This is a genomic window from Paenarthrobacter sp. NPDC090522 (assembly GCF_044769225.1).
Classification (GTDB): domain Bacteria; phylum Actinomycetota; class Actinomycetes; order Actinomycetales; family Micrococcaceae; genus Arthrobacter.
This window is the reverse complement of the sequence record NZ_JBIVXL010000003.1, coordinates 1-24,175: the sequence shown is the minus strand read 5'-3', so window position 1 is coordinate 24,175 and position 24,175 is coordinate 1. Positions and strand designations below refer to the sequence as shown.

Annotated in this window: 19 protein-coding genes; 13 read left to right on the top strand and 6 right to left on the bottom strand. The window is 65.6% G+C overall.

Going from position 1 to position 24,175, the window contains the following annotated elements:
• Window positions 1-3: 3 nt before the first annotated feature.
• Together ACIQT2_RS04015 and ACIQT2_RS04010 are read right to left on the bottom strand one after the other, a co-directional pair.
• The gene (locus tag ACIQT2_RS04015; protein ID WP_402943823.1) at window positions 4-636 is read right to left on the bottom strand and encodes an SIMPL domain-containing protein; all 633 of its coding nucleotides are present in this window, start codon (window positions 634-636) and stop codon (window positions 4-6) included.
• The gene (locus tag ACIQT2_RS04010; protein WP_402943820.1) at window positions 633-1,076 is read right to left on the bottom strand and encodes a hypothetical protein; all 444 of its coding nucleotides are present in this window, start codon (window positions 1,074-1,076) and stop codon (window positions 633-635) included. Before ACIQT2_RS04010 ends, ACIQT2_RS04015 begins: the two co-directional genes overlap by 4 nt.
• 98 nt (window positions 1,077-1,174) lie before the next feature.
• Here ACIQT2_RS04010 and ACIQT2_RS04005 point away from each other — a divergent pair, with 98 nt between their 5' ends.
• The 4 genes from ACIQT2_RS04005 (at window position 1,175) to ACIQT2_RS03990 (ending at window position 6,500) form a co-directional block, all read left to right on the top strand.
• A complete protein-coding gene (locus ACIQT2_RS04005; protein ID WP_400331562.1) occupies window positions 1,175-2,035 on the top strand; it encodes an LppM family (lipo)protein in 861 nt (286 codons plus the stop codon).
• A 118-nt stretch (window positions 2,036-2,153) separates the two neighbouring features.
• On the top strand, window positions 2,154-3,215 hold the full coding sequence (gene pheS, locus ACIQT2_RS04000; RefSeq protein ID WP_397324055.1) for a phenylalanine--tRNA ligase subunit alpha: 1,062 nt from the start codon (window positions 2,154-2,156) through the stop codon (window positions 3,213-3,215).
• A 2-nt stretch (window positions 3,216-3,217) separates the two neighbouring features.
• Window positions 3,218-5,761 carry a phenylalanine--tRNA ligase subunit beta gene (pheT, locus tag ACIQT2_RS03995; protein WP_402943816.1) on the top strand — a complete coding sequence of 848 codons (2,544 nt, stop codon included), beginning with the start codon at window positions 3,218-3,220 and terminating at the stop codon, window positions 5,759-5,761.
• Window positions 5,762-5,864: 103 nt separating this feature from the next.
• On the top strand, window positions 5,865-6,500 hold the full coding sequence (locus ACIQT2_RS03990) for a 4'-phosphopantetheinyl transferase family protein (RefSeq protein ID WP_402943814.1): 636 nt from the start codon (window positions 5,865-5,867) through the stop codon (window positions 6,498-6,500).
• On the opposite strand, the gene ACIQT2_RS03985 is transcribed toward ACIQT2_RS03990, so the two are convergent.
• The 4 genes from ACIQT2_RS03985 to ACIQT2_RS03970 all read right to left on the bottom strand — a co-directional run bounded on the left by ACIQT2_RS03985 (window position 6,497) and on the right by ACIQT2_RS03970 (window position 14,093).
• The gene (locus tag ACIQT2_RS03985) at window positions 6,497-7,834 is read right to left on the bottom strand and encodes a M1 family metallopeptidase (RefSeq protein ID WP_402943812.1); all 1,338 of its coding nucleotides are present in this window, start codon (window positions 7,832-7,834) and stop codon (window positions 6,497-6,499) included. The genes ACIQT2_RS03990 and ACIQT2_RS03985 overlap by 4 nt on opposite strands.
• 51 nt (window positions 7,835-7,885) lie before the next feature.
• Complete coding sequence (locus ACIQT2_RS03980) at window positions 7,886-11,845, bottom strand: Pls/PosA family non-ribosomal peptide synthetase (RefSeq protein ID WP_402943809.1); 3,960 nt, start codon at window positions 11,843-11,845, stop codon at window positions 7,886-7,888.
• A 108-nt stretch (window positions 11,846-11,953) separates the two neighbouring features.
• Window positions 11,954-12,919, bottom strand: coding sequence for a quinone oxidoreductase family protein (locus ACIQT2_RS03975; protein ID WP_402943807.1), 966 nt, complete (start codon window positions 12,917-12,919; stop codon window positions 11,954-11,956).
• A gap of 85 nt (window positions 12,920-13,004) precedes the next feature.
• A complete protein-coding gene (locus ACIQT2_RS03970; protein WP_402943805.1) occupies window positions 13,005-14,093 on the bottom strand; it encodes a fatty acid desaturase family protein in 1,089 nt (362 codons plus the stop codon).
• Window positions 14,094-14,255: 162 nt separating this feature from the next.
• Between ACIQT2_RS03970 and argC the strand changes: the two genes are divergently transcribed.
• The 9 genes from argC (at window position 14,256) to ACIQT2_RS03925 (ending at window position 23,758) form a co-directional block, all read left to right on the top strand.
• Complete coding sequence (argC, locus tag ACIQT2_RS03965) at window positions 14,256-15,287, top strand: N-acetyl-gamma-glutamyl-phosphate reductase (protein ID WP_402943803.1); 1,032 nt, start codon at window positions 14,256-14,258, stop codon at window positions 15,285-15,287.
• The gene (gene argJ, locus ACIQT2_RS03960) at window positions 15,284-16,450 is read left to right on the top strand and encodes a bifunctional glutamate N-acetyltransferase/amino-acid acetyltransferase ArgJ (RefSeq protein WP_402943800.1); all 1,167 of its coding nucleotides are present in this window, start codon (window positions 15,284-15,286) and stop codon (window positions 16,448-16,450) included. The genes argC and argJ overlap by 4 nt, the downstream gene beginning before the upstream one ends.
• 8 nt (window positions 16,451-16,458) lie before the next feature.
• A complete protein-coding gene (argB, locus tag ACIQT2_RS03955) occupies window positions 16,459-17,400 on the top strand; it encodes an acetylglutamate kinase (RefSeq protein ID WP_400331589.1) in 942 nt (313 codons plus the stop codon).
• Entirely contained in the window at window positions 17,397-18,665 is a 1,269-nt protein-coding gene (locus ACIQT2_RS03950) for an acetylornithine transaminase (protein ID WP_402943797.1), read from the top strand. Before argB ends, ACIQT2_RS03950 begins: the two co-directional genes overlap by 4 nt.
• Complete coding sequence (argF, locus tag ACIQT2_RS03945) at window positions 18,662-19,663, top strand: ornithine carbamoyltransferase (RefSeq protein WP_402943794.1); 1,002 nt, start codon at window positions 18,662-18,664, stop codon at window positions 19,661-19,663. Before ACIQT2_RS03950 ends, argF begins: the two co-directional genes overlap by 4 nt.
• Window positions 19,663-20,199: an arginine repressor gene (locus tag ACIQT2_RS03940; protein ID WP_397324071.1), complete on the top strand. Its 537-nt coding sequence runs from the start codon at window positions 19,663-19,665 to the stop codon at window positions 20,197-20,199. The genes argF and ACIQT2_RS03940 overlap by 1 nt, the downstream gene beginning before the upstream one ends.
• Before the next feature lie 54 nt (window positions 20,200-20,253).
• Window positions 20,254-21,456 (top strand): argininosuccinate synthase, encoded by a 1,203-nt coding sequence (locus ACIQT2_RS03935; protein WP_402943790.1) that lies wholly within the window; start codon window positions 20,254-20,256, stop codon window positions 21,454-21,456.
• Window positions 21,453-22,928, top strand: a complete 1,476-nt coding sequence (gene argH, locus ACIQT2_RS03930) for an argininosuccinate lyase (RefSeq protein WP_400331601.1) — start codon at window positions 21,453-21,455, stop codon at window positions 22,926-22,928. The genes ACIQT2_RS03935 and argH overlap by 4 nt, the downstream gene beginning before the upstream one ends.
• A 77-nt stretch (window positions 22,929-23,005) precedes the next feature.
• Window positions 23,006-23,758: a maleylpyruvate isomerase family mycothiol-dependent enzyme gene (locus tag ACIQT2_RS03925; RefSeq protein ID WP_402943787.1), complete on the top strand. Its 753-nt coding sequence runs from the start codon at window positions 23,006-23,008 to the stop codon at window positions 23,756-23,758.
• Window positions 23,759-24,175 lie beyond the last annotated feature (417 nt).

Sequence of the window (24,175 nt, the reverse complement as noted above, 5' to 3'; positions counted from 1 at the left end):
GGCTTAGCCCGCCAGGAGCTCCCACTCCACCGTGACGCTTGCCGTCACCGATGACTCTCCCGCTTCAACGGGCATGGCTTCGGCCGCGTAGGCCCTGGCCATGCCACCCACCGGAACCGGGGCGCCCGGCGTCGGCTGCTGGGAAACGGTCACCACGCTGCCCAGCCGGGCTCCCGCCAACTGGGCATACTGCTGTGCCCTGCGCTCGGCGTCGGCCCACGCCGCCTCCTGTGCGGCGGCGGTCACGCGGGAAGCGTCGGAGAAGCCCTGCCCAATGCCATTGATCCGGATGTCGTCTCCACCGGCGGCCACCGCCGCGGCAAGGGCGGCAGGCGCGTCGGCTTGCGAGCGGATGGCCACCAGCAGGTTCGTGGATGCGATGTACCCCGAGACCTTTTGTCCCTGGCCCTCCACCCACACCAGGTCGGCGCGCAGGCTCAAGCCGCTGGTCTGCAGGTCGACGTCCGCCACGCCGGCTTGGCGCAGGCTGGCCGCTACAGCACCCGCGGCGTGTCCGGCGTCGGAATAAGCCTGCGCTGCCGAGTCCCGGCGGGTTTCGACACCCAGAGTCAGCGTCACCAGGTCCGGCGCAGCCTTTGCGCTCGCCGTACCTGTGACTGTGATGGTTCGCTTCATACCGCCTCGCTTCGCTTGCGGGCTGGAACGCCCGGCCTTTGTTGGTCAATGTAACCGCCGGCTTCCAATCCGGCATGGCGCTCGAAGATGTTGGCCAAGCCGGGGCTCCCGGTCCGCAGCATGGACCACGCTGCGGCCACTCCGTACAGGGGAAGGAACGGGAGCCCCAGGCACCAGGCGTACTGTGTGCTGTGCCGTTCCTCGTGGGCCAGCAACCTCTCATTGGCGCCGGCAACACCGTGGGGCGACCGGTACACAATGACGTTCCCCAGCGTGAACGCCCCGGCATGCGGGATCTTCCAGTGGTAGCCGGCCGCGATGAGCAGGCCGCGCGGTCCTTTCGACAACCGGGACCGTGAGGCCGCCGCAACCAGCAAGCCCAACGGCGTACTGAGATTGACGGCGTTGGCGATCTGTCGCAGGCGCTGCCCGGGAGTCATGAAGCCATGCTAGCCCGGCGTACCCCGCGCCGCGCCGGCCGCGGGTTACGCTGATCCAGCACCCACCCAGTCCACGTCACCATTTGGGGGAAGAAGAAATGAAAGTGAAGCGCGCTGCAGGCGTCCTTGCCGTACTGGTCGCCGTCATGCTGGCTCTGACCGGCTGCGTCAAGCTCAACATGTCCGTCAAGGTCAACAGCGAGAAGAGCGTCGACTATGAAGTGGTCTACGCAATCCAGAAGTCCGTTCTGGGGGAGAAGTCCTTTGACGAGTTCATGAAGTCCAACGGCACGGGCAGCCAGGAGATGGATATCCCCGAGGGATCCACGGTGGTGGACTACGAGGACGAAAAGTACAAGGGCAAGAAGATCACCGCCACCAACCTTGATCCGGCGAAGCTTGCGGAGTCCTCCAGTTCAGAGAACCCCTTCGAGCTCAAGAAGGAAGGCGACTTCTACGTCCTCTCCATGGGCGGCGTCACGGGGACCGACTCCAGCGACCCGTCCTCGGCCGGCATGGCCAGGTCGATGTTCGACGAAGCCTCGGTCCGCTTCACTTTCCCCGGCAAGGTAGTCGAGGCCAAGGGAGCCACTGTCGATGGGAACACCGCAACGTTCGACATGCTGTCCATCAGTGAATCCACCGTCCAGGTCAAAGCCGAGGCCAACGCCGGGTTCCCGCTGTGGATCATCTGGTTGGTCGTGGGTGTCGCCGTGGTGGCTGCTGCCGTTGTGCTGCTGTTCGTACTCCTGAGGCGTCGTGCGCCGAAGCCCGTTCCGGCCTCCGCTCCGGCCGCACAGTACGGGCAGGCGCAGTATGGACCTGGACAGAACGGACCCGCGGGATACGCGCCACAGCAGGATTGGGCGGGCCAGGGCTACACTCCCGGCCAGGCTCCGCAGCCAAGGAACGACGGCGGACCCACACCGCCGCCGCCCGCCGCACCTCCGGCCCCCTGAAGACCCGGTAGGGAAGGTTCTACTAGACTGGAAGGCAGTGTTCGCCACGGCGGACACTGCCTCTTGTTTTGCAGGCCAGCCATGCCGGCCGTTCCCGACTCGTAGCTAAGAACAGTAGATGACTGACACTTTGCCAGGCGCTGCCATCCCGAATCCGCTGGATGAGGCCGCCATCACCGCCGCCGTTGAGGACGCCGTCGCCGCCATTGCGGCCGCATCCTCCCTCGAAGAACTCAAGGCCGTCCGCCTCGCCCACACCGGCGAGAAGTCGCCGCTCAGCCTCGCCAACCGTGAAATCGGTGGCCTGGCCAAGGAGCACAAAGCGGCAGCCGGCAAGCTGATGGGTTCATCGCGTGGCCGGGTCAACCAGGCGCTCGCAGCGCGCACGCAGGTTCTCGAAGCGGAGAACGACGCCCGGATCCTCGTGGAGGAAACGGTGGACGTCACGGCGGCCCCGCGTCGCCGCCGCGCCGGTGCCCGCCACCCGCTGTCCACGTTGCAGGACCGCGTTTCGGACATCTTCGTGGGCATGGGCTGGGAAATCGCCGAAGGCCCGGAGGTCGAGTCCGAGTGGTTCAACTTCGACGCCTTGAACTTCAAGCCGGACCACCCTGCGCGTGAAATGCAGGACACGTTCTTCGTGGAACCGCCCGAGGCGCACCTGTTGATGCGAACCCACACATCACCCGTGCAGGTTCGTTCCATGCTTGAGCGCGAAGTGCCCATCTATGTCCTGTGCCCGGGCAAGGTATTCCGCACGGACGAACTGGATGCCACGCACACGCCGGTGTTCCACCAGTTCGAGGGCCTGGCCATCGACAAGAACCTGAGCATGGCGGACCTCCGCGGCACGCTGGAGCACTTCGCGCGCCAGATGTTCGGCGACGAAGCGTCCATCCGCCTGCGCCCCAACTACTTCCCGTTCACCGAGCCGTCCGCCGAGCTGGACATCTGGCACCCCGGTGCCAAGGGCGGTCCGCGTTGGATCGAATGGGGTGGCTGCGGCATGGTCAACCCCAACGTCCTCAGGGCGGCCGGCATTGATCCGGATGTCTATTCAGGTTTTGCCTTCGGCATGGGCATTGAGCGCACGCTCATGTTCCGCAACGAGGTCGGCGACATGCGCGACATGATCGAGGGCGATGTACGTTTCAGCGAGCACTTCGGGATGGAGATCTAACAGTGCGTATCCCACTTTCCTGGCTGCGTGAGTTCGCGCAGGTACCGGCCGACGCAACGGCCGAAGACGTCATGGCCGATTTGGTCAAGGTCGGTTTCGAAGAAGAAGAAGTCCACCGTCCCACGGATGCCCTGAAGGGGCCCGTCGTGGTTGGCCAGGTGTTGAGCCTCGTCAAGGAGCCGCAGACCAACGGCAAGACCATCAACTGGTGCCAGGTCCGCGTCGTTCCGGAAGGACAGGAACAGACCCTCACGGGCAAGGGCATCGATCCCTCCGGCGTGCAGGGCATTATCTGTGGTGCCCACAACTTCGTGGAAGGCGACAAGGTAGTGGTGACGCTTCCTGGTGCCGTGCTCCCCGGAGACTTCCACATCTCGGCGCGCAAGACGTACGGCCACTTGTCTGCCGGCATGATTGCCTCCGTGCGGGAACTGGGCATCGGCGAGGACCACGATGGCATCCTGGTGCTGTCCAGCATTGGCCTCGACCCCGAAATTGGCACGGATGCCATGGAACTCCTGGGTCTCTATGACCAGGCTGCGGAGATCAACGTGACCCCGGACCGCGGGTACGCGTTCTCCATCCGTGGTGTCGCCCGCGAATACGCCCACGCCACAGGGACTGTCTTCACCGACCCCGCCTCCAAGGTGAGCGCGCCGGCCAGCCTGCAGGGCGGTTACGGCGTCAAGCTCAACGACGACGCACCCATTTATGGCAAGCCCGGGTGCGACCGCTTCGTGGCCCGCACGGTCCGGGGCGTCGATCCCTCGCGTCCCACCCCGCCGTGGATGTCCTCCCGGTTGCGCCTTGCGGGCATCCGGAGCATCTCGCTGCCGGTGGACATCTCCAACTACGTCATGCTGGAACTCGGACAGCCGAACCACTGCTACGACCTTGACAAGCTCTCGGGCGACGTCGTGGTGCGCCGTGCCGTGGCGGGGGAAAAGATCACCACCCTCGATGACAAAGAGCGCACGCTCGACGTCGAGGACCTCCTGATCACCGACGACTCCGGCGCCATCGGCATCGCAGGCGTCATGGGCGGTGCCCACACCGAGGTTTCGGACTCCACCACCAACATCCTGGTGGAAGCCGCGCACTTCGACGAGGTCTCGATCGCCCGTTCACGTCGTCGCCACAAGCTTCCCTCCGAGGCGTCCAAGCGCTTCGAGCGTGGCGTCGACTGGCACATCGCCAACATCGCGGCGCAGCGCGTCGTGGACCTGTTGGTGGAGCTGGCCGGTGGCACGGCCGACGAAGCCGGAACCGACGTCGGGACCGCGCCGGACGCCGTCACCATCGAACTGCCCGGTGACTTCGCGTCCAAGCGCATTGGCATCGACTTCACCGAGGAACAGATCACCACGTCGCTGGCAGACCTCGGTGCCTCCGTGGAGAAGACCGCTTCCGGCTACACCGTGACGGCACCGAGCTGGCGGAACGACCTCGAAACCAAAGAAGACCTCTCCGAGGAAATCGCCCGACTTGTGGGTTACGACAACATTCCGGCCACCCTTCCGGTAGCGCCTCCGGGCCGCGGTTTGAGCCGCACGCAGCAGCAGAAGCGTCGCGTGGTGCAGGCGCTGGCGGACGCCGGCCTCACGGAAGTCCTGTCCTACCCGTTCGTCTCCAAGGCGGCCAACGACACCTTCGGCGTGGCCGCGGAAGGTGCGCAGCGCCCGGCTCTGAAACTCGCCAACCCGATCAGCGAGGAACACGGCTACCTCCGTACGTCCATCCTTCCCGGGCTGATCGAGGTTGTCCGCCGCAACCAGTCGCGCGGTTTCCGCGACCTCGCCCTGTACGAGGCCGGCTCGGTCTTCCTGCCGGGCGACCGGTTGGGGACTGAGTCCATCCCTCCGCTGGGCATCAAGCCTTCGGATGAGGTTCTTGAGGGACTGTTCGACGGCGTTCCGCACCAGCCGCTGCACATCGCCGCTGTCCTCACGGGCCACGATTCACCGGCCGCTGCGACCCACACGCCCCGGGCGTGGGATTGGGCTGACGGACTGGATGTTGCACGTCTCATCGGAGACGTCGTGGGCGTCGAGCTGGTGGTAAGCCAGGGCAGCCACCAGGCGTTCCACCCCGGCCGGGCGGCCCAGCTGGCCCTCCGGAACGGAGACGTGGTGGGCTACGCGGGCGAACTCCACCCCAAGCTCCTCGCTGCGCACGACATGCCGGCGCGGTCCGTGGCCATGGAGATCGACGTGGACGCGCTGTTCGAAGCAGCGGCCGACGTGATCGTGGCCAAACACATTTCCGGGTTCCCCGTGGCAACCCAGGACGTGGCCTTGGTGGTTCCGCAGGATGTGCCTGCTGACCAGGTTCTGGCCGCACTCCGCGAAGGTGCCGGAGAGCTCCTCGAAGACGTCGCGCTGTTCGATGTCTACGTGGGTCCGGGCATCGAGGAAGGCAAGAAGTCGTTGGCCTTCGGCCTTCGTTTCCGGGCCGCTGACCGCACCCTGACCGCGGACGAGGCCTCCGAAGCCCGCGCTGCCGCCGTTGCCGTTGCCGCAGAGCGGTTCGGAGCAGTCCAGCGCTAGTCCAGACCGAACAACGCGGGGTCACTTGCAGCCCATTCCGAAGGGATTATTGGGCCGAAAGTGACCCCGCGTTGCTCTAAGAGGGGGAGACTTGGAGCCGGTTTTGAGGCTGGTCCAGCTGGGGGAGGTGGCGCTCCCTGACACTCCGCGTGCCATGGTTTTGGGCAGGGCGGCGGAACGGCGTGCGGCGCGTTTCGCATCCGCGCGGGACCGGGATGAATTCGTCGCGGGGCGTATTGCCTTGCGTCGGTTCGCTGCGGAGCTATTGGCGGTGGATCCGTCCAGGCTCACGCCGGATTACAGCTGTCCCCAGTGCGGTCCCGGCCAGGATCACGGGCGGCCCGGGTTCATGCTCGACGGCGGTCCGGCGCCTTTGGTGCTCAGCGCCTCCCGGGCGTCGGGCTGGGTGCTGCTGGCCGGCGTCGTGCATCCAGCGGAAGGCCTCCGGCTGGGAGTGGACCTTGAAGCGGTAAGCCGGGTTGGCTTCGAAGGCTTTGACGACGTTGCCCTGACCGCGGGGGAACGCAGGCTGATCGACGCGGCGCCGGAAGAGGAGCGCGACGCCCAGAGGGCACGGCTCTGGGCACAGAAGGAAGCCTGGCTCAAGATGACCGGCGACGGGCTTCGCCTGGACCCGACTGCCGTGGATGTGGTGAACCGTCCGGGCATACAAGACTTAGGCGCCGTGGGTGGACGCCCGCTACCGGATGGTCTCGTGGCAGCTCTGGCACTCGGCTAGCGCGCGGACGGCAGAGGGGGAAGCGCGGCGTCGTAGAGCCACGGGCGCAGGACGGAACCGGCGTCCAGGCCTGGTACGAAGGCGTTGGCGGCTTCGATGAACGACTCCGTGGACACCGAACAGTGGCGGTTGGCCGCGGTCCAGTGCTGGAGGAAGCCGAAGAAGGCTTCGTCTCCCACCTTGACGCGGAGGGCGTGCACGGCCAGGGCACCACGCTTGTAAACCCGGTCGTCGAACATCAGCTCCGGGCCGGGATCGCCCACCAAAAGGTCCTGTGGACCGCCGTCGAGCTTCTTCCACGCTGCCAGCGCCCGGGCGGGAACGCCCATGGTTCCCGACTCCTCCGACCACAACCATTCGGCGTAGCATGCGAAGCCCTCATGCAGCCAGATGTCCTTCCAGCTGCTGACCGTCAGTGAGTTCCCGAACCACTGGTGCGAGAGCTCGTGGGCGATCAGGCGTTGGGCTTCCCACGTGTCCCGCATGTGGTTGCGGCCAAAGATGGACACGGTCTGCGCCTCAAGGGGAATCTCCAGCTCGTCTTCCGTGACCACCGAGGTGTACTCGGCAAAGGGGTAGGGACCGAAACAATCCTCGAAGGTCCGCATCATGTCCGGCTGCCGGCGCAGGCCCATCCGTGCGTCCTCGGCCAGGCCCGCCGGAACAGCCGCGAATTGGGGAACGCGTTGGTGGGTGTCGTTGGCGTTCAGTGGAATCAGGCCGTAACGTCCGATCTGCACGGTGGCCAGGTACGTCGCCATGGGCTGGACATGTTCATAGACCCAGGTCTCGCGGCTCGATTTCCGGGTGCGGGACACTAACCGGCCATTGCAGACCGGACGGTAATTGTCGTCCGTGGTGACGGAAATCAGGAAGCTCGACTTGCTCCGTGGGTGGTCGTTGCAGGGAAACCAGGACGCGGCGCCGTTCGGCTGGCCCGCCACCAGGACACCATCGGTGAGTTCCTCCCAGCCGACTTCGCCCCAGAGCCCCCTCCGGGGCTGGGGGTTGCCTTCGTAGCGGATATCCAGGACGAACTGCTGGCCGGACTCAATCGGAGCCTGGGCAGCGATGACCAAGTGCTCACTGCGCTGGCTGAACTTCTGGACCTTCTTGCCGTCCAGCTGGATCTTTGATGCCCGCAGGCCTACCAAATCCAGAATGACCTGGCTCATGGTTTCCAACGCGGTACACCGCAGGACGGCCCGCCCGATCAACCTGTTGCTGCCGAGCCGAACGTCGAGGTCAAGCTCGTACCTGTCCACGCGGTAGCCCGTGCTCCCGTGGTCCAGCGTGTAGGGGTCGGCGGCGGTGTTTGTGGTCGCTGCGGTCATAAAGTGCGGTGGCCTCAATCCTGGTTTTCCTGCTGTTGCCGTGTGCCCAATCTACTTGAGTCTCGCGGACTGTGCGGCCGGACCTTCCCAGGGGCTGACGGGATTTCCCATCCAATAGGTTCCGGCCGGTACGGTCTCGCCCCTCATGACCAACGACGCCGGTCCAACGGTTCCGCCGTCGCCCACACGTGCGGCGGGGAGGATGACGCCGTGCGGACCCATGGTGGCGCCGGCGCCGAGCGTCACGGTGTCGATGCTCATGACGCGGTCGTGGAACAAGTGGGTTTGGACCACGCAGCCGCGGTTGACGGTGGAGTTCTCACCGAGGGTCACAAGGTCAGCCTCCGGAAGCCAGTAGCTCTCGCACCAGGTTCCGCGCCCGATCTTGGCGCCCAGCCCACGGAGCCACCACACCAAGGCCGGAGTTCCCGCCGCCGAGCGCGCGAACCAGGGTGCGCTGACCATCTCGATGAAGGTATCCACTACCTCGTTCCGCCAGATGAAGGAACTCCAGAGCGGGTGCTCGCCAACGCGGATGGTACCCACCAGCACCCACTTGGCGACGATTGCGCTCATTGCGGCTACCGCGCCCGCAGCCAACATGACGACGCCACCGAGAAGGGCGGCCGCCCAGTAACCCCAAAGTTGCGCGATCGCGTTGAAGGCCAGCATGGAGCCCGCGGCGATGGCTACGGTGAGAATGACCGGGACGAACCTGCACAGCTCCCACAGCGCGCGGGCGAGCTTGAGCTTGAACGGTGGACGGAAGGTGCGCGTCTGGTCGGCGTCCACGGCCGTCCTGCGCAAGCGGACGGGTGGGCTGCCCAGCCACGAGGTTCCGGACTTTGCTTTTGCCGGGGTCGCGGAGAGAACTGCCACCAGCGAGTTCTTGGGAACATTGCGTCCGGCAGCGGTCATCCCGGAGTTGCCGAGGAAGGAGCGCTTGCCAATTTTGGCCGGGGCGATCTTCATCCAGCCGCCGCCCAGTTCATAGGAGGCCACCATGGTGTCGTCCGCCAGGAAGGCGCCGTCCCCAATGGTGGTCATCCGGGGGACCAAGAGGACCGTGGACGCTTCCACGTTCTTGCCCACTTTGGCGCCGAGCAACCGGAGCCAGATCGGTGTGAACAGGCTCGCGTAAATGGGAAAGAGAAGGTCGCGGGCCATGTCCAGGAGGCGTTCGGTGGCCCAGACCTGCCACCCGACGCGACTCCGGACGCGGTAGTAGCCTTCCTTGAGGCCCAAACCCAGGAGGCGGGCCACGACCAGGATGAGGAGGAGATTCGCAAAGAACCATGCCAACGCGGCCAGCGGGAGGGCTGCGAGGATCTGGGGAACGGCACTTTCGAGGGATTCGTGGCCCCGGATGAAGGCGAGGATCACCAGTGCACCAACGAAGGCCGAGACGTAGGGGATCAGCGCAAGCAACGCAGAAGCTCCGGCAAAGGCCGAGAACCAAAGCCTGTCGCCCAGGGTCCGCTGATGCACCACGTCGGGCCATTCGTGCTTGGCCTTGCCCCGCCGCTCAGCAGGTGAGCCGGCCACGAGATGCCCGGACTTGACCTTGCCCAACACGGCCGAGCCGGCTTCGACGTGTGCGCCCGCCCCGATGGTGGCGCCCGGCATCAGGGTGCTGCGGGAGCCCACTACTGCTCCGGCCCCCACGTGGATCTGCCCGATGTGGACGGAATCGCCATCCACCCACCAGCCGGACAGGTCCACTTCGGGTTCAATGTTTGCGCCGCTGCCCAAGGACAGGAGTCCCGTCACGGGAGGCAGCGAATGCAGGTGGACGTCGCGTCCGATCTTCGCTCCGAGGGCCCTGGCATAATACGGAACGAACGGTGCGCTGGCCAGGCCGATGGCGCCGGACAGGTCCTGGATCTGCTCCGCGAGCCAAAGCCTCAGGTGGGTTTTCCCGGAGCGCGGGTAGGTGCCGGGTTGGACTCCGTGCAGGAGCAGCCGGGCAGCTGCCACGGAGATCGCCATGCGGCCCAAGGGGCTGACGAAGACCAGCCACGAAGCAGCAATCCACCACCACGAGACCACCGGTGCCGCAGCGAACCCCGCGTAATCGGCAAGGAGGCGGTTGGCGGCCATCAGGTAGGTCAGCCAGCGCATGCCCACCAGGATGTGCAGCGGGACGCCCATGAGGACCTGGAAAATCTGTGACTTCAGGGCGGTGGGACGCACGGTGCGCTCAGCAGCGGGACCGGGTGTACCGCCGTCGGGAATCGACTGCCGGGCGGCGTCGATGAGCGCCCCGACCCGCGGCGTGGCGTAGATGTCGGCCACCGTGATGGTGGGGTACCGGACGCGCAACGCGGAAACCAGCTGGGCCGCCGCGAGCGAGCCCCCGCCATAGGCGAAGAAATCTGCATCGAGGGAGCCCACGGCGCTGCCCAGCACGGACTCCCACTGCTCCACCACCCAGCGCGCGTCGTCGGGCAGGTTCAATGGAGCATCGCCGGGCTCGGCAGCGGCAGCCGCGCCAGCCAACGGCCAGGGCAGTGCATGGCGGTCAACCTTGCCGCTGGTTTTGGTGGGCAACGTGTCGACCGTCGTGAGCAGGGGAATCAAGGCTGCGGGCAGGTTTTCGCCGAGTGCCTTCCGGGCGTCGTCCAGGTCCAGGCTGACGCCGTCGGAGGCGGCGAGGTAGCCCACCAGGATCTGGTTGCCGGCGGCCGTTGTCTGCACGGCCGCCGCTGCGCCGGCCACACCCGGCAGGGCTTGGAGGGCGGCATCGACTTCGCCAAGTTCGATCCGCCGGCCACCGAGCTTGACCTGTTCATCGGCCCTTCCCATGAAGATGAGGCCCTCGGCCTCGAAACGGACCAGGTCTCCCGAGCGGTAAGCCCGCTCCCAGCCCAGCGTGTGCATGGGTGCGTACTTCTCCGCGTCCTTGGCGGGGTCGAGGTAGCGGGCCAAGCCCACGCCACCGATGATCAACTCGCCGACGTCGCCTTCGGCTACCGGAACGCCTGCGGAATCCACGACGGCCAGGTCCCACCCGTCCAGGGGCAGTCCGATCCTGACCGGACCCGGACCTCCCAAGGGTGCGGCGCAGGCAACGACCGTGGCCTCCGTAGGGCCATAGGTGTTCCAGACTTCACGGCCGTCGACGGCGAGCCTTTCGGCCAGTTCGGGCGGGCAGGCTTCGCCGCCGAAGATCAGGAGGCGGACGTTTTCCAGGGCTTCGGCGGGCCAGAGGGCCGCGAGGGTTGGCACCGTGGAGACCACCGTGATGCCGTGGTTGATCAGCCACGGACCCAGGTCCATGCCCGTCCGGACCAAGGCACGGGGAGCCGGGACCAGACACGCACCATGTCTCCAGGCGAGCCACATCTCTTCGCAGGAGGCGTCGAAGGCGACGGACAATCCGGCCAGGACGCGGTCCTGGGGTCCGATCGGTTCGGGTTGCAGGAAGATGCGGGCTTCTGCGTCCACAAAGGCAGCGGAGGAGCGGTGCTTGACCGCCACGCCCTTGGGTGTGCCCGTGGAACCGGAGGTGAAGATGATCCAGGAATCGTCATCCAACCCTGGCTTGCTCCCACCCCGGATGGGTCCGCGCGAGGTATCCGTTGCTTTGACGGACAGGCCCGCGCCGATGACTGCGCCCACCTTGGCTTCGCCAAACACCAGCTTGGCGCGTTCCTCGGGATCGTCGGCGTCGACCGGAACGTAGGCTGCACCGCACATGAGGATGCCAAGGATGGCGATGTAGAGCTCATTGGTGCCCGACGGAATGCGGACACCCACCTTGTCCCCGCGGCCGAGCCCCGCCTCGTTCAGGGCCCGCGAGAAAGTGCGGACCGCGGCCAGCAGCTCGGTGTAGCTCAGTGACTTCTGGCCGTCGTCCAACGCTGATGCTTCGGGGAAGGACTGTGCAGTCTCCTCCAGGATGTCCACGAGGGTGCGTTCGGCGGGTGCTGCTGACGCCCCCGGGAACTGGGGGCGGTAGGCGGCCACGGCAGGTGAAACCGTGGCCGCGCCAGGATGATCTATGCTCACCGGCCCAGCTTTACCCAGGAAGGTGAACAATAGGTGTCTGACGTTTCCTGCTCGTCACAATGTGTTGCACAGGGGTTCGCCTGGCGGCAACCGAACGTTTCCCTGCAGCTAGGGAAGCAGCAGCACCTTACCGGTGGTCTTGCGGCCTTCCAGATCCCGATGGGCCTGGGCGGCTTCCGCGAGCGGATAGCTGGCGCCAATCCGTACCGAGAGGGTTCCGTTCGCTGCAGCTTCGAAAATTTCGGTGGACCGCCACCGGCGCTCATGGGTATTTTGGACAAAGTGGCCCATGGTGGGGCGGGTGACGGAGAGGGATCCGCCCGCGTTCAGGCGCTGGGGATCGAACGGTGGGACCGGGCCGGAGGCTGCTCCAAAAAGCACCAGCGAACCCCGGATGCGCAGGCTCTTCAGCGAATCATCGAACGTGTCTTTCCCGACGCCGTCGTAAACAACATTGACGCCTTCGCCGTCGGTGAGTTCGCGGACCCTTTCCGCGAACCCGTCGTAGCGCAGCACTTCGTCTGCGCCGGCCAATGTTGAGAGGTCTGCCTTTTCGTCGGAGGAAACGGTGGTGATGACCCTCGCGCCCCTGGCCTTCAGGAGCTGCGTCAGCAGCAGTCCCACGCCGCCCGCGCCCGCGTGCAGGAGGACGGTGTGCCCCGGCTCCACGCGGAAGGAGGAATTCATGAGGTAGTGGGCGGTGATGCCCTGCAGCGGTAGCGCGGCTGCCGTGTGGTCATCCACCTTGTCCGGAACGGGCAATGCCTTCGCGGCGTCCACCAAGGCGTACTCGGCGTAGGTCCGGGAGGCCTCGGCGGTTGCCACGCGGTCGCCGACGGCAAAGTCCTCCACGCCGTCGCCCACGGCTTCCACGGTTCCGGCGGCTTCTGCACCCGGGGTGAAAGGGTATTCAACTTTGTAGATGCCGCTTCGCTGGTAGGTCTCGATGAAGTTGACCCCTGCGGCGGCAACCTTGATGAGCAACTGTCCGGGACCGGGCTGCAGTGGCTCAACGGCGGTGTACTCAAGAACCTCGGGCCCTCCGGGCTGCTGGGCAACGATCGCGTGCGTCATGGTGGCTCCTTAATCCGGGACGGTCCTTCCGGTGCCCGGTTCCAGATTCCATCCTAGGGAGCAAGCCACCCATGGTGTCGAACGGCTAGCGGCGTCCGTGCGTCGAAGCAACCGGGCAGTCGAAGCCGCGCCCGGCTGCAAGGCCGACGTCGTTGAGGTAGCTGACCACGATCCCGTAGGACTGCATCAGTGATGTTTCGGTGTAGGGAATGGAGTGTTTGGCGCAGAATTCGCGCACTATTCCCGCGGCCTTGTGCAGGTGTGGCCTCGCCATGTCAGGGAACAAGTGATGCTCTACCTGCCGGTTCAGGCCACCCAGGAGGAAGTCCATGAAGCGCCCGCCCGAAATGTTGCGGGAGGTGAGGATCTGCCTGTTGAGGAAGTCCACGCGGCTGTCCTTGGGCAGGACGGGCATCCCCTTGTGGTTTGGTGCGAAGGACGCCCCCATGTAAAACCCGTAGACCATGATCTGAACTCCGAGGAAGGCAAAGGCCATGCCGATGGGAAGGAAGGTGAACGCCAGTACCGGCAGGGCCACGAGCCGGGCCACCAGGATGGGCGTCTCAACCCAACGGTGCCGCACCTTCTGCTTTCCGAAGACGAAGCGCAGGGAATCGAACTGGAGGCTCAGGCCCAGGAGCGTCAGGAGCGGGAAGAAAAACCACCCTTGCCTCCGCGTCAGGAAGGCCAGGCGCCCCTTGCGCTCGGCTGCCGCGTCCTCATGGAAGACCAGGGCATTGTTCCGGATGTCCGGGTCCTTGGAGATGACGTTGGGATGGTTGTGGTGGGCGCCGTGTTTCTGCTCCCACCAGGAGTAACTGATGCCGGCTACACCAGTGGCCAGCAGGCGCGCGGACCAGTCGTTGGCACGCCTGGACGCGAAGATCTGCTTGTGCCCGGCCTCGTGCGCAAGGAAGCTCAGCTGTGTGCAGAGAATGCCCACGGCGGCGGCGATGAGGAGTTGGTACCACGACTCGCCCAGGAGGGCGAAGCCGAGCCAGGTACCTGCCATCAGCAGAACCAGGGCCACGAACACCCAAAGGTAAAAGCCGCTGCGGCGCTCGAGGAGTCCGGCTTTCTTGACGCTCTTAAGGAGCTCTGAATAGCTCTGTACGACGGGATTCGGCTGAATTGCGCGCGGTTTGGGGCGCTCAGCGGTGGATGTGGGTGCCATGGAATGTGCCCCGTATCGATAACGGGCAACGCTGCAGCCGACGTTCGGTCTGCACGGTCTGGATCACCCTTCAACAAGCATACGGGGCTGCACCAAATAAGGTTCTCCCGAGGCGTGCATAAATATCAGCAAGTATGAATAACTTTGCTGTATGCTGGAGCCATGACTATTTCTGTTGCCGTCTCCGGTGCCAGCGGCTACGCCGGGGGAGAAGTGCTGCGCCTGCTGGCGAACCATCCCAACGTCACCATCGGCGCGATCACCGCGCACAGCAACGCCGGTTCCAGACTAGGGGAGTTGCAGCCGCATCTCCATGGTTTGGCCAGCCGGATCCTCGAAGACACCACCGTCGAGAACCTGACGGGTCACGACGTCGTCTTCCTCGCCTTGCCGCACGGCGCGTCAGCGGAGATCGCTGCCCAACTGCCGGAGGGCACGGTAGTCATCGACGCCGGCGCGGACCACCGCTTGCAGGACGCCGCGGCATGGGAAAAGTTCTACGGCTCGGCCCATGCCGGCACGTGGCCTTACGGCCTGCCCGAACTACCGGGCCAGCGCGAGGCGCTCAAGGGCGCCAAGCGCATCGCCGTACCCGGCTGCTACCCGACGTCGGCCCTGCTCGCCTTGACGCCCGGGTTCGCCAACAACCTGCTCCTCACGGACGACGTCGTCATTGTGTCAGCCTCCGGTACCTCGGGTGCCGGCAAGGCCGCCAAGGTCAACCTGATCGGTTCCGAGGTCATGGGGTCCATGAGCCCCTACGGCGTGGGTGGCGGTCATCGCCACACGCCGGAGATCGAACAGGGTCTGTCCAACGCTGCGGGGGAGCCGGTGACGGTTTCCTTCACGCCCACGTTGGCTCCCATGAGCCGGGGGATCCTCACCACGGCGACTGCCAAGGTTGGCCACGGTGTCACCGCGGTGGAGCTGCGGCAGGCCTGGGCAGATGCGTACGACGACGAGCCGTTCGTGCACCTGCTGCCCGAGGGCCAGTGGCCCACCACCAAGTCTGTCCAGGGCTCCAACCACGCAGTGATGCAGTTGGCCTTCGATGCCCACACCGGCCGCGTGATCGTCACGTGCGCCATCGACAACCTCACCAAGGGAACTGCCGGCGGCGCCGTGCAGTCCATGAACATTGCCCTCGGCCTGGATGAAACCGCCGGCCTGAACCTGCAGGGAGTTGCACCGTGACCATTACCGCCCCCAAGGGATTCCGCGCTGCAGGCATCAAGGCCGGCATCAAGGCCTCGGGAAACCCGGACCTTGCCCTCGTCGTCAACGACGGCCCGCTCACGTCAGCTGCGGCGGTGTTCACGTCCAACCGCGTCGCGGCGGCGCCCGTGCACTGGTCCCGCCAGGTAGTCAGCGATGGTCGGGTCGACGCCGTCGTCCTGAACTCCGGTGGCGCCAACGCCTGCACCGGTCCGCAGGGCTTCCAGAACACCCATGCCACGGCAGAGAAAGTGGCAGAAGTGCTGGGAGTCTCGGCTTCCGACGTCGTGGTGTGCTCCACCGGCCTGATCGGTGAGCAGCTGCCCATGGACAAGATCCTCCCCGGCGTCGAAGCAGCCTTTAAAGAGCTTTCCGAGGACGGCGGCGCGGCCGCGGCAACTGCCATCATGACCACGGACAGCGTGTCCAAGGAAGCCGTCTTCACGGGCAAGGACGCCGAAGGCAAGACCTTCACCGTTGGCGGCATCGCGAAGGGCGCCGGCATGCTGGCCCCCGGGCTGGCCACCATGTTGGTGGTCCTCACCACCGACGCCGAAGTGCCCGCGAATGAGCTCGACGTCGTCCTCCGGGATGCCACGCGTGTCACCTTCGACCGCGCCGACTCCGATGGTTGCATGTCCACCAACGACACCGTGGTGCTGCTCGCCTCGGGTGCCTCAGAATCGCTCCCGTCGGCGGAGCAGCTGAGCGAGGCGGTCACGACGGTGTGCGCTGAACTGGCCCGCAAGCTGATCGGCGACGCCGAGGGCGCCAGCCACGACATCGCCATCCGCACCTTCAACGCCGCCAGTGAACGCGATGCCGAAATTGTTGGCCGGTCCGTGGCCCGGTCCAACCTCTTCAAGGCTGCGATCTTCGGCAAGGACCCGAACTGGGGCCGGGTGCTCTCCGCAGTCGGCACCACCGACGCTGTCTTCGAGGCCGACCAGCTCAACGTTTCCATGAACGGTGTCCAGATCTGCCGCAATGGAAGCATCGGCGACGACCGCAACCTGGTGGACCTGGAACCCCGCGAAGTGTTGGTCGAAATCGACCTGCAGGCCGGCGAGGCCGAGGCGACCATCTGGACCAACGACCTCACGCACGACTACGTGCATGAGAACAGCGCGTACTCGAGCTAGGGATGACCATGACCGCACATACGCGCGAGAACACCTCCATGAGTGCCGCCCAGGACAAAGCCGGGACCTTGATCGAGGCCCTGCCCTGGATCCAACGCTTTGCCGGAACCACCATGGTGATCAAGTACGGCGGCAATGCCATGGTGAATGACGATCTTCGCCGGGCCTTCGCCGAGGACATCGTGTTCCTCCACCACGTTGGCATCCATCCCGTGGTGGTCCACGGCGGCGGCCCCCAGATCAACTCCATGCTGGGCCGCCTCGGCATCGAGTCCGAATTCAAGGGCGGCCTCCGCGTCACTACGCCCGAAGCGATGGACGTAGTCCGTATGGTCCTCACCGGCCAGGTGGGCCGCGAGCTCGTTGGCCTGATCAATTCCCACGGGCCCTACGCCGTGGGGATGTCCGGCGAGGATGGCGGGCTGCTCCGCGCTGTTCGTACCGGGACTGTGGTTGACGGCGAGGAAGTGGACCTTGGCCTGGTGGGCGAGGTTGTCGGCGTCGATCCTGCGGGGATCAAGGACATCCTCGACGCCGGTCGCATCCCCGTGATTTCCACGGTCGCCCCGGAGATCACCGACGAAGGCAACGGCTACCAGACCACAGGCCAGGTGCTCAACGTCAATGCGGACACAGCCGCAGCCGCAGTGGCCTCTGCGTTGGGGGCCTCCAAGCTGGTGATCCTGACGGACGTGGAAGGCCTGTACGCCAACTGGCCGGACAAGTCCTCGCTGATCTCCTCCCTGACGGCATCCGAACTCCGGGACATGCTGCCTCGCCTGGAATCCGGCATGATCCCCAAGATGGCCGCCTGCCTTAAAGCCATCGACGAGGGCGTTGAGCGTGCGCACATCGTGGACGGCCGCCTGCCGCACTCCATGCTGTTGGAGACCTTCACGACGGCCGGCATCGGCACCCAAGTAGTACCTGACGAGGAAGTGAACGCATGAGCACCAACGAAGCAGCAGTGGTCGAAACTCCGGCCGACGCCATCACCGGGCACAGCAGCGGCGCGGACTGGCTGGCCCGCTACTCCAGCTCGCTGATGGGCGTTTTTGGCACGCCGCAGCGTGTCCTCGTGCGCGGGGCCGGCTGCCTGGTCTGGGATGCCGACGGCAAGGAATACCTTGACCTCTTGGGCGGGATCGCCGTGAATGCACTGGGCCATGCCCACCCGTTCGTCACCTCGGTCATTTCAAGCCAACTGGCAACCCTTGGTCACGTCTCCAACTTCTTCACCAGCCCCACCCAGATCGCGCTCGCTGAAAAGCTGCTTGCCATCAGCAACGCACCTGCCGGTTCCAAGGTGTTCTTCGCCAACTCCGGCACGGAAGCCAACGAGGCCGCCTTCAAGCTGGCCCGCCGGAACAGCGGCGACGGCGAGCGGACCAAGATCGTTGCCCTTGAGGGCGCCTTCCACGGCCGCACTATGGGCGCCCTGGCGCTGACGGCCAAGGAAGCCTACCGGGCGCCTTTCGAGCCGTTGCCCGGTGGCGTGGTCCACATCCCGTTCGGCGACATCGAAGCCCTTCGTGCCGCCGTCGACGATTCCACGGCGGCAGTGTTCCTGGAGCCGATCCAGGGCGAAGCCGGCGTGCGTCCGCTGAGCGCCGAATACCTGCAGGCCGCCCGCGAAGCCACCACGGCTGCGGGTGCTCTCCTGATCCTCGACGAGGTCCAGACCGGCATCGGGCGGACCGGGAAGTGGCTTGCCAGCGAGGATGCGGGCATCGTTCCCGACGCCATCACCCTCGCCAAGGGACTGGGTGGCGGCTTCCCCGTGGGCGCCTTGCTCACCTTTGGAAGCACGACGTCGGCCCTGCTCACCGCCGGGCAGCACGGCACCACCTTCGGGGGAAACCCGGTAGCAACGGCCGCCGCGTTGGCTACGCTGCACGCCATCGAAAGCCAAGGCGTCCTCCAGAACGTGCAGGTCGTGGGCCAGCACCTCCGTGGACGCCTTGCCGCCGTCGAGGGCGTCACCGAAGTCCGCGGCGAAGGCCTGCTGATCGGCTTCGACGTCAACGCAGACATTGCCCCGGCGATGGTCATGGCAGCACTGGACGCCGGTTTCATCATCAACAGCCCGGGTCCGCGGACCATCCGCCTGGCCCCGCCGCTTATCCTGACCACCGAACAGGCTGACCGTTTCCTGGCTGCCCTTCCTGCCCTGATCGCTACGGCCACCGCCACTACCGCCAAGGACGCACAGTGACAACTTCCACCCGGCATTTCCTCAAGGACACTGACCTGACTCCTGCCGAGCAGGCCGAAGTACTGGAACTTGCGGCCCGCATGAAGGCCCAGCCGTACAGCGTCCAGCCGTTCGCCGCGGACGGAAACGGTCGCAAGACCGTCGCCGTCATCTTCGACAAGACGTCCACCCGGACCAGGGTCTCCTTTGCCACGGGCATCGCGGACATGGGCGGTAACGCCCTCATCGTTAACCCCGGTGAGGCCCAGATCGGTCACAAGGAGTCCGTCGAGGACACCGCCAAGGTCCTGGAGCGCATGGTCTCCACCATTGTGTGGCGGACCGGAGCCCACGCCGGGTTGGTTGCCATGGCGGAAAACTCCAAGGTCCCCGTGATCAACGCCCTGTGCGACGATTACCATCCGTGCCAGCTCCTCGCCGACCTCCTGACCGTCAAGGAGCACAAGGGTGAGTTGAAGGGGCTGACGATGGCCTACTTGGGTGACGCCGCCAACAACATGGCCAACTCGTACCTGCTGGCTGGTGTCACCGCAGGAATGCACGTCCGCATCTCGGGACCCGAGGGCTACCTGCCGGCCGCGGAGATCGTGGCCGCAGCGCAGGAGCGTGCTGCCGAAACCGGTGGTTCGGTGCTGATCACCAGCGATGCGGCGGAGGCCCTCAAGGGTGCCGACGTCGTTGCCACGGATACCTGGGTGTCCATGGGCCAGGAAGCCGAGAAGGAAGCCCGGATGCAGCTCTTCCGCGAGTACTCCGTGGATGAGTCCGCCATGGCTCAAGCCGCACCTGACGCCGTGGTGCTGCACTGCCTCCCGGCCTACCGCGGTTATGAGATCTCCGCGGGTGTGATCGACGGTCCGCAGTCGATCGTCTGGGACGAAGCGGAGAACCGCCTGCACGCCCAGAAAGCACTCATGGCCTGGCTCATGCACCAGTCCGGGCTCGCGTTCGTCGACGGACTTGCCCCCGTCGAAGGAACCGGCGAGAGCACGTTCTAGTGTCCACCAATCCTTCGGTGCCGGGCGCGAGCCCGGCCACCAAGACCGCCCGCCAGGCGCGCATCACGGCCATCCTGACAGGCGAGTCCGTCCGGTCGCAGGCAGAGCTCGCGGCCCTGCTGGCGGACGACGGCGTCCAGGTCACCCAGGCGACGCTGTCGCGCGACCTGGTGGAACTGGGCGCTGTACGGGTTCGCGGTAAGGACGGTGCGCTGGTCTATGCGGTTCCCGGCGAAGGGGGAGACCGGAACGCCAAGAGTGGCGTCACCCAGGAAATCCTGGATGCCCGGTTGACCCGGCTGTGCGGAGAACTGCTGGTGACGGCGGAGGCTTCTGGCAACATTGCGGTGCTTCGGACGCCTCCAGGAGCGGCCAACTTCCTGGCGCTGGCGATCGACCACTCCGTGATGCCGTCGGTATTGGGTACGATCGCAGGCGACGACACTGTGATGTTGGTGTCCCGGGATCCTGACGGCGGGGCGGAACTCGCTGCCCGCTTCCTGCGGTTGGCCGAAGAAGCCGGTCCGGGCAACTGACGTAATTTTTTCAAGCATTAGATACAAACAAGCAACACACAAAGGAGCACTCTCGTGACTGAGCGCATTGTTCTGGCCTACTCCGGTGGCCTTGATACGTCCGTAGCCATCGGCTGGATCGGTGAAGCCACCGGCGCCGAGGTCATCGCCGTCGCCGTTGACGTTGGACAGGGCGGCGAGTCCCTGGAGACCATTCGCCAGCGCGCCCTGGGCTGCGGCGCTGTTGAGGCCTACGTTGCGGACGCCCGCGACGAGTTTGCCAACGAATATGCCATGCCCACCCTCAAGGCCAACGCCCTCTACCAGGGCCACTACCCGCTGGTCTCGGCTATTTCCCGCCCGGTCATCGTCAAGCACCTGGTCAAGGCCGCCCGTGAATTCGGCGCAACCACCGTGGCACACGGCTGCACCGGCAAGGGCAACGACCAGGTCCGCTTCGAAGTGGGCATCCAGACCCTCGGTCCGGACCTGAAGTGCATCGCACCCGTCCGCGACCTCGCCCTGACCCGTGACAAGGCCATCGCGTTCGCCGAGGAAAAGGGCCTGCCGATCGAGACCACCAAGAAGAACCCGTACTCCATCGACCAGAACGTCTGGGGACGCGCCGTCGAGACCGGTTACCTCGAGGACATCTGGAACGCTCCCACCAAGGACATCTACGACTACACCGCTACCCCGGAATTCCCCCCGGCACCGGATGAGGTCACCATTTCCTTCCAGGCCGGTGTCCCGGTAGCGATCGACGGCGTGAAGGTCACCCCGCTGCAGGCCATCCAGGAACTGAACCGCCGCGCAGGCGCCCAGGGCGTTGGCCGCATCGACGTCGTTGAGGACCGCCTGGTGGGCATCAAGTCCCGCGAAATCTACGAAGCCCCGGGTGCCATGGCGCTGATCACCGCGCACAAGCACCTGGAGGACATCACCATCGAGCGCGAGCAGGCCCGCTTCAAGGCAACGGTCGGCCAGCGCTGGGCAGAGCTCGTCTACGACGGACAGTGGTTCTCCCCGCTGAAGCGCTCCCTGGACGCTTTCATCGAGGACACCCAGAAGTACGTTTCCGGCGATATCCGCATGGTCCTCCACGGTGGCCAGGCCATCGTCAACGGCCGCCGCTCCGAGACCTCGCTCTACGACTTCGACCTCGCCACCTACGACACCGGCGACACCTTCGACCAGTCGATGGCCCGCGGCTTCATCGAGCTGTGGGGCATGTCCTCGAAGGTTGCCTCGGGCCGCGACCTCCGGGTTGCTGAGTGAGTCCTCAGCAGGGCCCACGAACGCCGGGGTCCCCGGCCGAGCGCAGCGAGGTTGGGGAGCGTTCGGGGACAAATGAAGGTGCACTGTGGGGAGGCCGGTTCGCCGGCGGCCCCGCGGACGCGCTGGCCGCACTGAGCAAGTCCACGCACTTCGACTGGCGGCTGGCCCGCTACGACATTGCCGGTTCCAAGGCGCACGCCCGCGTGCTGGCCAAAGCCGGACTGCTGGACGACGCTGAGCTTGAGGGCATGCTTGCCGCACTCACCCAGTTGGATGAAGATGTCGCGAGCGGCGCCTACCTTCCGGCCGAGAGCGACGAGGACGTTCACGGTTCGCTGGAACGTGGCCTCATCGAGCGTGCTGGGGTCCAGCTTGGCGGCAAGCTCCGTGCCGGACGGTCCCGCAACGACCAAGTGGCAACCCTTGGCCGGATGTTCCTGCGTGACCACGCACGGATCATCGCGCAGGGAGTCCTGGCCACCATCGATGCGTTGGTTGAGCAGGCAAAGGCGCACCCGGGTGTGGCCATGCCTGGCCGCACGCACCTGCAGCATGCCCAGCCTGTGCTGTTGAGCCACCACTTGCTGGCCCACGCCTGGGCACTGTTGCGCGATGTGCAGCGCCTCCAGGACTGGGACAAGCGTGCCGGTGTTTCGCCGTACGGTTCGGGCGCCTTGGCGGGTTCTTCGCTCGGCCTGGATCCTGAGGCGGTTGCTGCCGACCTCGGTTTCTACTCGGCAGTGCACAACTCGATCGACGGCACCGCTTCCCGCGATGTCTTCGCCGAGTTCGCCTGGGTGTCTTCAATGATCGGCGTGGACCTGTCCCGGATCTCCGAGGAAGTGATCTTCTGGGCCACCAAGGAGTTCTCCTTCGTGACCCTGCATGATTCCTACTCCACGGGGTCCTCGATCATGCCGCAGAAGAAGAACCCGGACGTCGCCGAACTGGCGCGTGGCAAGGCGGGGCGCCTCATCGGCAACCTGACCGGATTGCTGGCTACGCTCAAGGGCCTGCCGCTCGCGTATAACCGTGACCTGCAGGAGGACAAGGAGCCGGTCTTCGATGCTGCCGACACGTTGGAACTTCTCCTTCCGGCCGTCTCCGGCATGATCGCCACGCTGAAGTTCAACACCGAACGCATGGAATCCTTGGCCCCGCAGGGCTTCGCTTTGGCCACGGACATTGCCGAGTGGCTTGTCCGCCAGGGCGTGCCGTTCCGCGAAGCGCACGAACTCTCCGGCGCTGCCGTCAAGCAGGCCGAGAGCCGCAATGTGGAACTGTGGGACCTGACGGACGAAGAATATGCCGCGATCTCGGAGCACTTGACACCCGAAGTCCGGTCTGTGTTGAGCACGGAAGGTTCGCTCAACAGCCGCAACTCGCAAGGCGGAACGGCGCCAGCCGCCGTCGAACGCCAGCTTGCGGCCCTCGAAGCGGAACTGGACGCTGCACGCGCCTACGCGTCCTAGCGATTCTCCACCCGGAGCGGGATGGTGCCTCGTGGCGCCATCCCGCTCTGCGTTTAACGGTGCGTTAGCATGGCGCTATGACCCAGATCACCCCTGAAACGCTGCCCGCAGAGCTTCACAAAGCCGCCGGCACCGTCACGCGCCTCCTCACCAAAATGGACGAATCGTCCATAGCTGAGGCCTCGGAACTTCCCGGCTGGACGCGCGGCCACGTCCTTGCCCATATCAGCGGAATCGCCAAGGCCATGGCCCGGCAACTGGAGTACGCCCGGCGCGGCGAAAAGATCGAACTGTACGACGGCGGCATGGAAGGCCGTACCAAGGCGATCGACTTGGCGGCGGGACACAGTCTCGCGGACCATGCAGCGTCGGTCACTACAGCAGTGGACGCGGCTGTTGCCGCGTTCGACGCCCTGGGGCCCGCCGGGTGGGACGCCCCTATCACCTACCGGGACGGCACAGTGTTCGACGGCGGCCTGGCACTGTGGCGTGAACTCACCATCCATGCCTCGGACCTGGGGCTGGGCTACGGGCCCGAGACATGGAGCAGACCGTTCTGCGAACACCTTTTCGGCTTCCTTGCCGCACGGGTGCCGGAGCAGTACAGGTTTGTCCTCCAGCCCACGGGACTTCCCCCGCAGACCATCGGGAACGGTGGAACCTCCATTGCCATCACCGGAATGCTGACGGACATCGCCGCCTGGCTTGCCGGCCGCGAACCAAGCCTTGGTTCGCTCCGCGCGACGGCAGCAGCGGATGGCGTGGACCTGCCCGAGCTCCTGCCCTGGCCCGCCGGCGTCCCCGCCCAGCCCCAAACCCCGGCCCGCTAACCCCACCCCCGTTAACCCCAGCGCCCCGTTGCCCCCACCCTTACGTCCCCAACGCTCTCTCCCGTAGTCGCTCTTTTCGGGGATCGCTCTCTCACCTAATCGCCCTTTTCGGGGATCCCTCTCTCCCGTAGTCGCTCTTTTCGGGGATCGCTCTCTCACCTAATCGCTCTTTTCGGGGATCCCTCTCTCCCGTAGTCGCTCTTTTCGGGGATCCTTCTCTCACGTAGTCGCTCTTTTCGGGGATCGCTCTCTCCCGTAGTCGCTCTTTTCGGGGATCCTTCTCTCACGTAATCGCCCTTATCGGGAATCCTTCTCTCATTGAGGGTCTGTCCGATATACGGTGTGTGGGTTCCGGCGGTTTTCATTAGTTGGTGGTTCTTTCGAACCGTCCGGCGAACGTGATGGCGAACGCGTTGA

Coding starts and splice junctions, on each gene's coding strand:
- argC (WP_402943803.1), top strand. CDS start 14,256: ATGACTATTTCTGTTGCCGTCTCCGGTGCCAGCGGCTACGCCGGGGGA.
- ACIQT2_RS03985 (WP_402943812.1), bottom strand. CDS start 7,834: ATGACCGCAGCGACCACAAACACCGCCGCCGACCCCTACACGCTGGAC.
- ACIQT2_RS04005 (WP_400331562.1), top strand. CDS start 1,175: ATGAAAGTGAAGCGCGCTGCAGGCGTCCTTGCCGTACTGGTCGCCGTC.
- pheS (WP_397324055.1), top strand. CDS start 2,154: ATGACTGACACTTTGCCAGGCGCTGCCATCCCGAATCCGCTGGATGAG.
- ACIQT2_RS04010 (WP_402943820.1), bottom strand. CDS start 1,076: ATGACTCCCGGGCAGCGCCTGCGACAGATCGCCAACGCCGTCAATCTC.
- ACIQT2_RS04015 (WP_402943823.1), bottom strand. CDS start 636: ATGAAGCGAACCATCACAGTCACAGGTACGGCGAGCGCAAAGGCTGCG.
- ACIQT2_RS03950 (WP_402943797.1), top strand. CDS start 17,397: ATGAGCACCAACGAAGCAGCAGTGGTCGAAACTCCGGCCGACGCCATC.
- argB (WP_400331589.1), top strand. CDS start 16,459: ATGACCGCACATACGCGCGAGAACACCTCCATGAGTGCCGCCCAGGAC.
- ACIQT2_RS03975 (WP_402943807.1), bottom strand. CDS start 12,919: ATGACGCACGCGATCGTTGCCCAGCAGCCCGGAGGGCCCGAGGTTCTT.
- ACIQT2_RS03970 (WP_402943805.1), bottom strand. CDS start 14,093: ATGGCACCCACATCCACCGCTGAGCGCCCCAAACCGCGCGCAATTCAG.
- ACIQT2_RS03925 (WP_402943787.1), top strand. CDS start 23,006: ATGACCCAGATCACCCCTGAAACGCTGCCCGCAGAGCTTCACAAAGCC.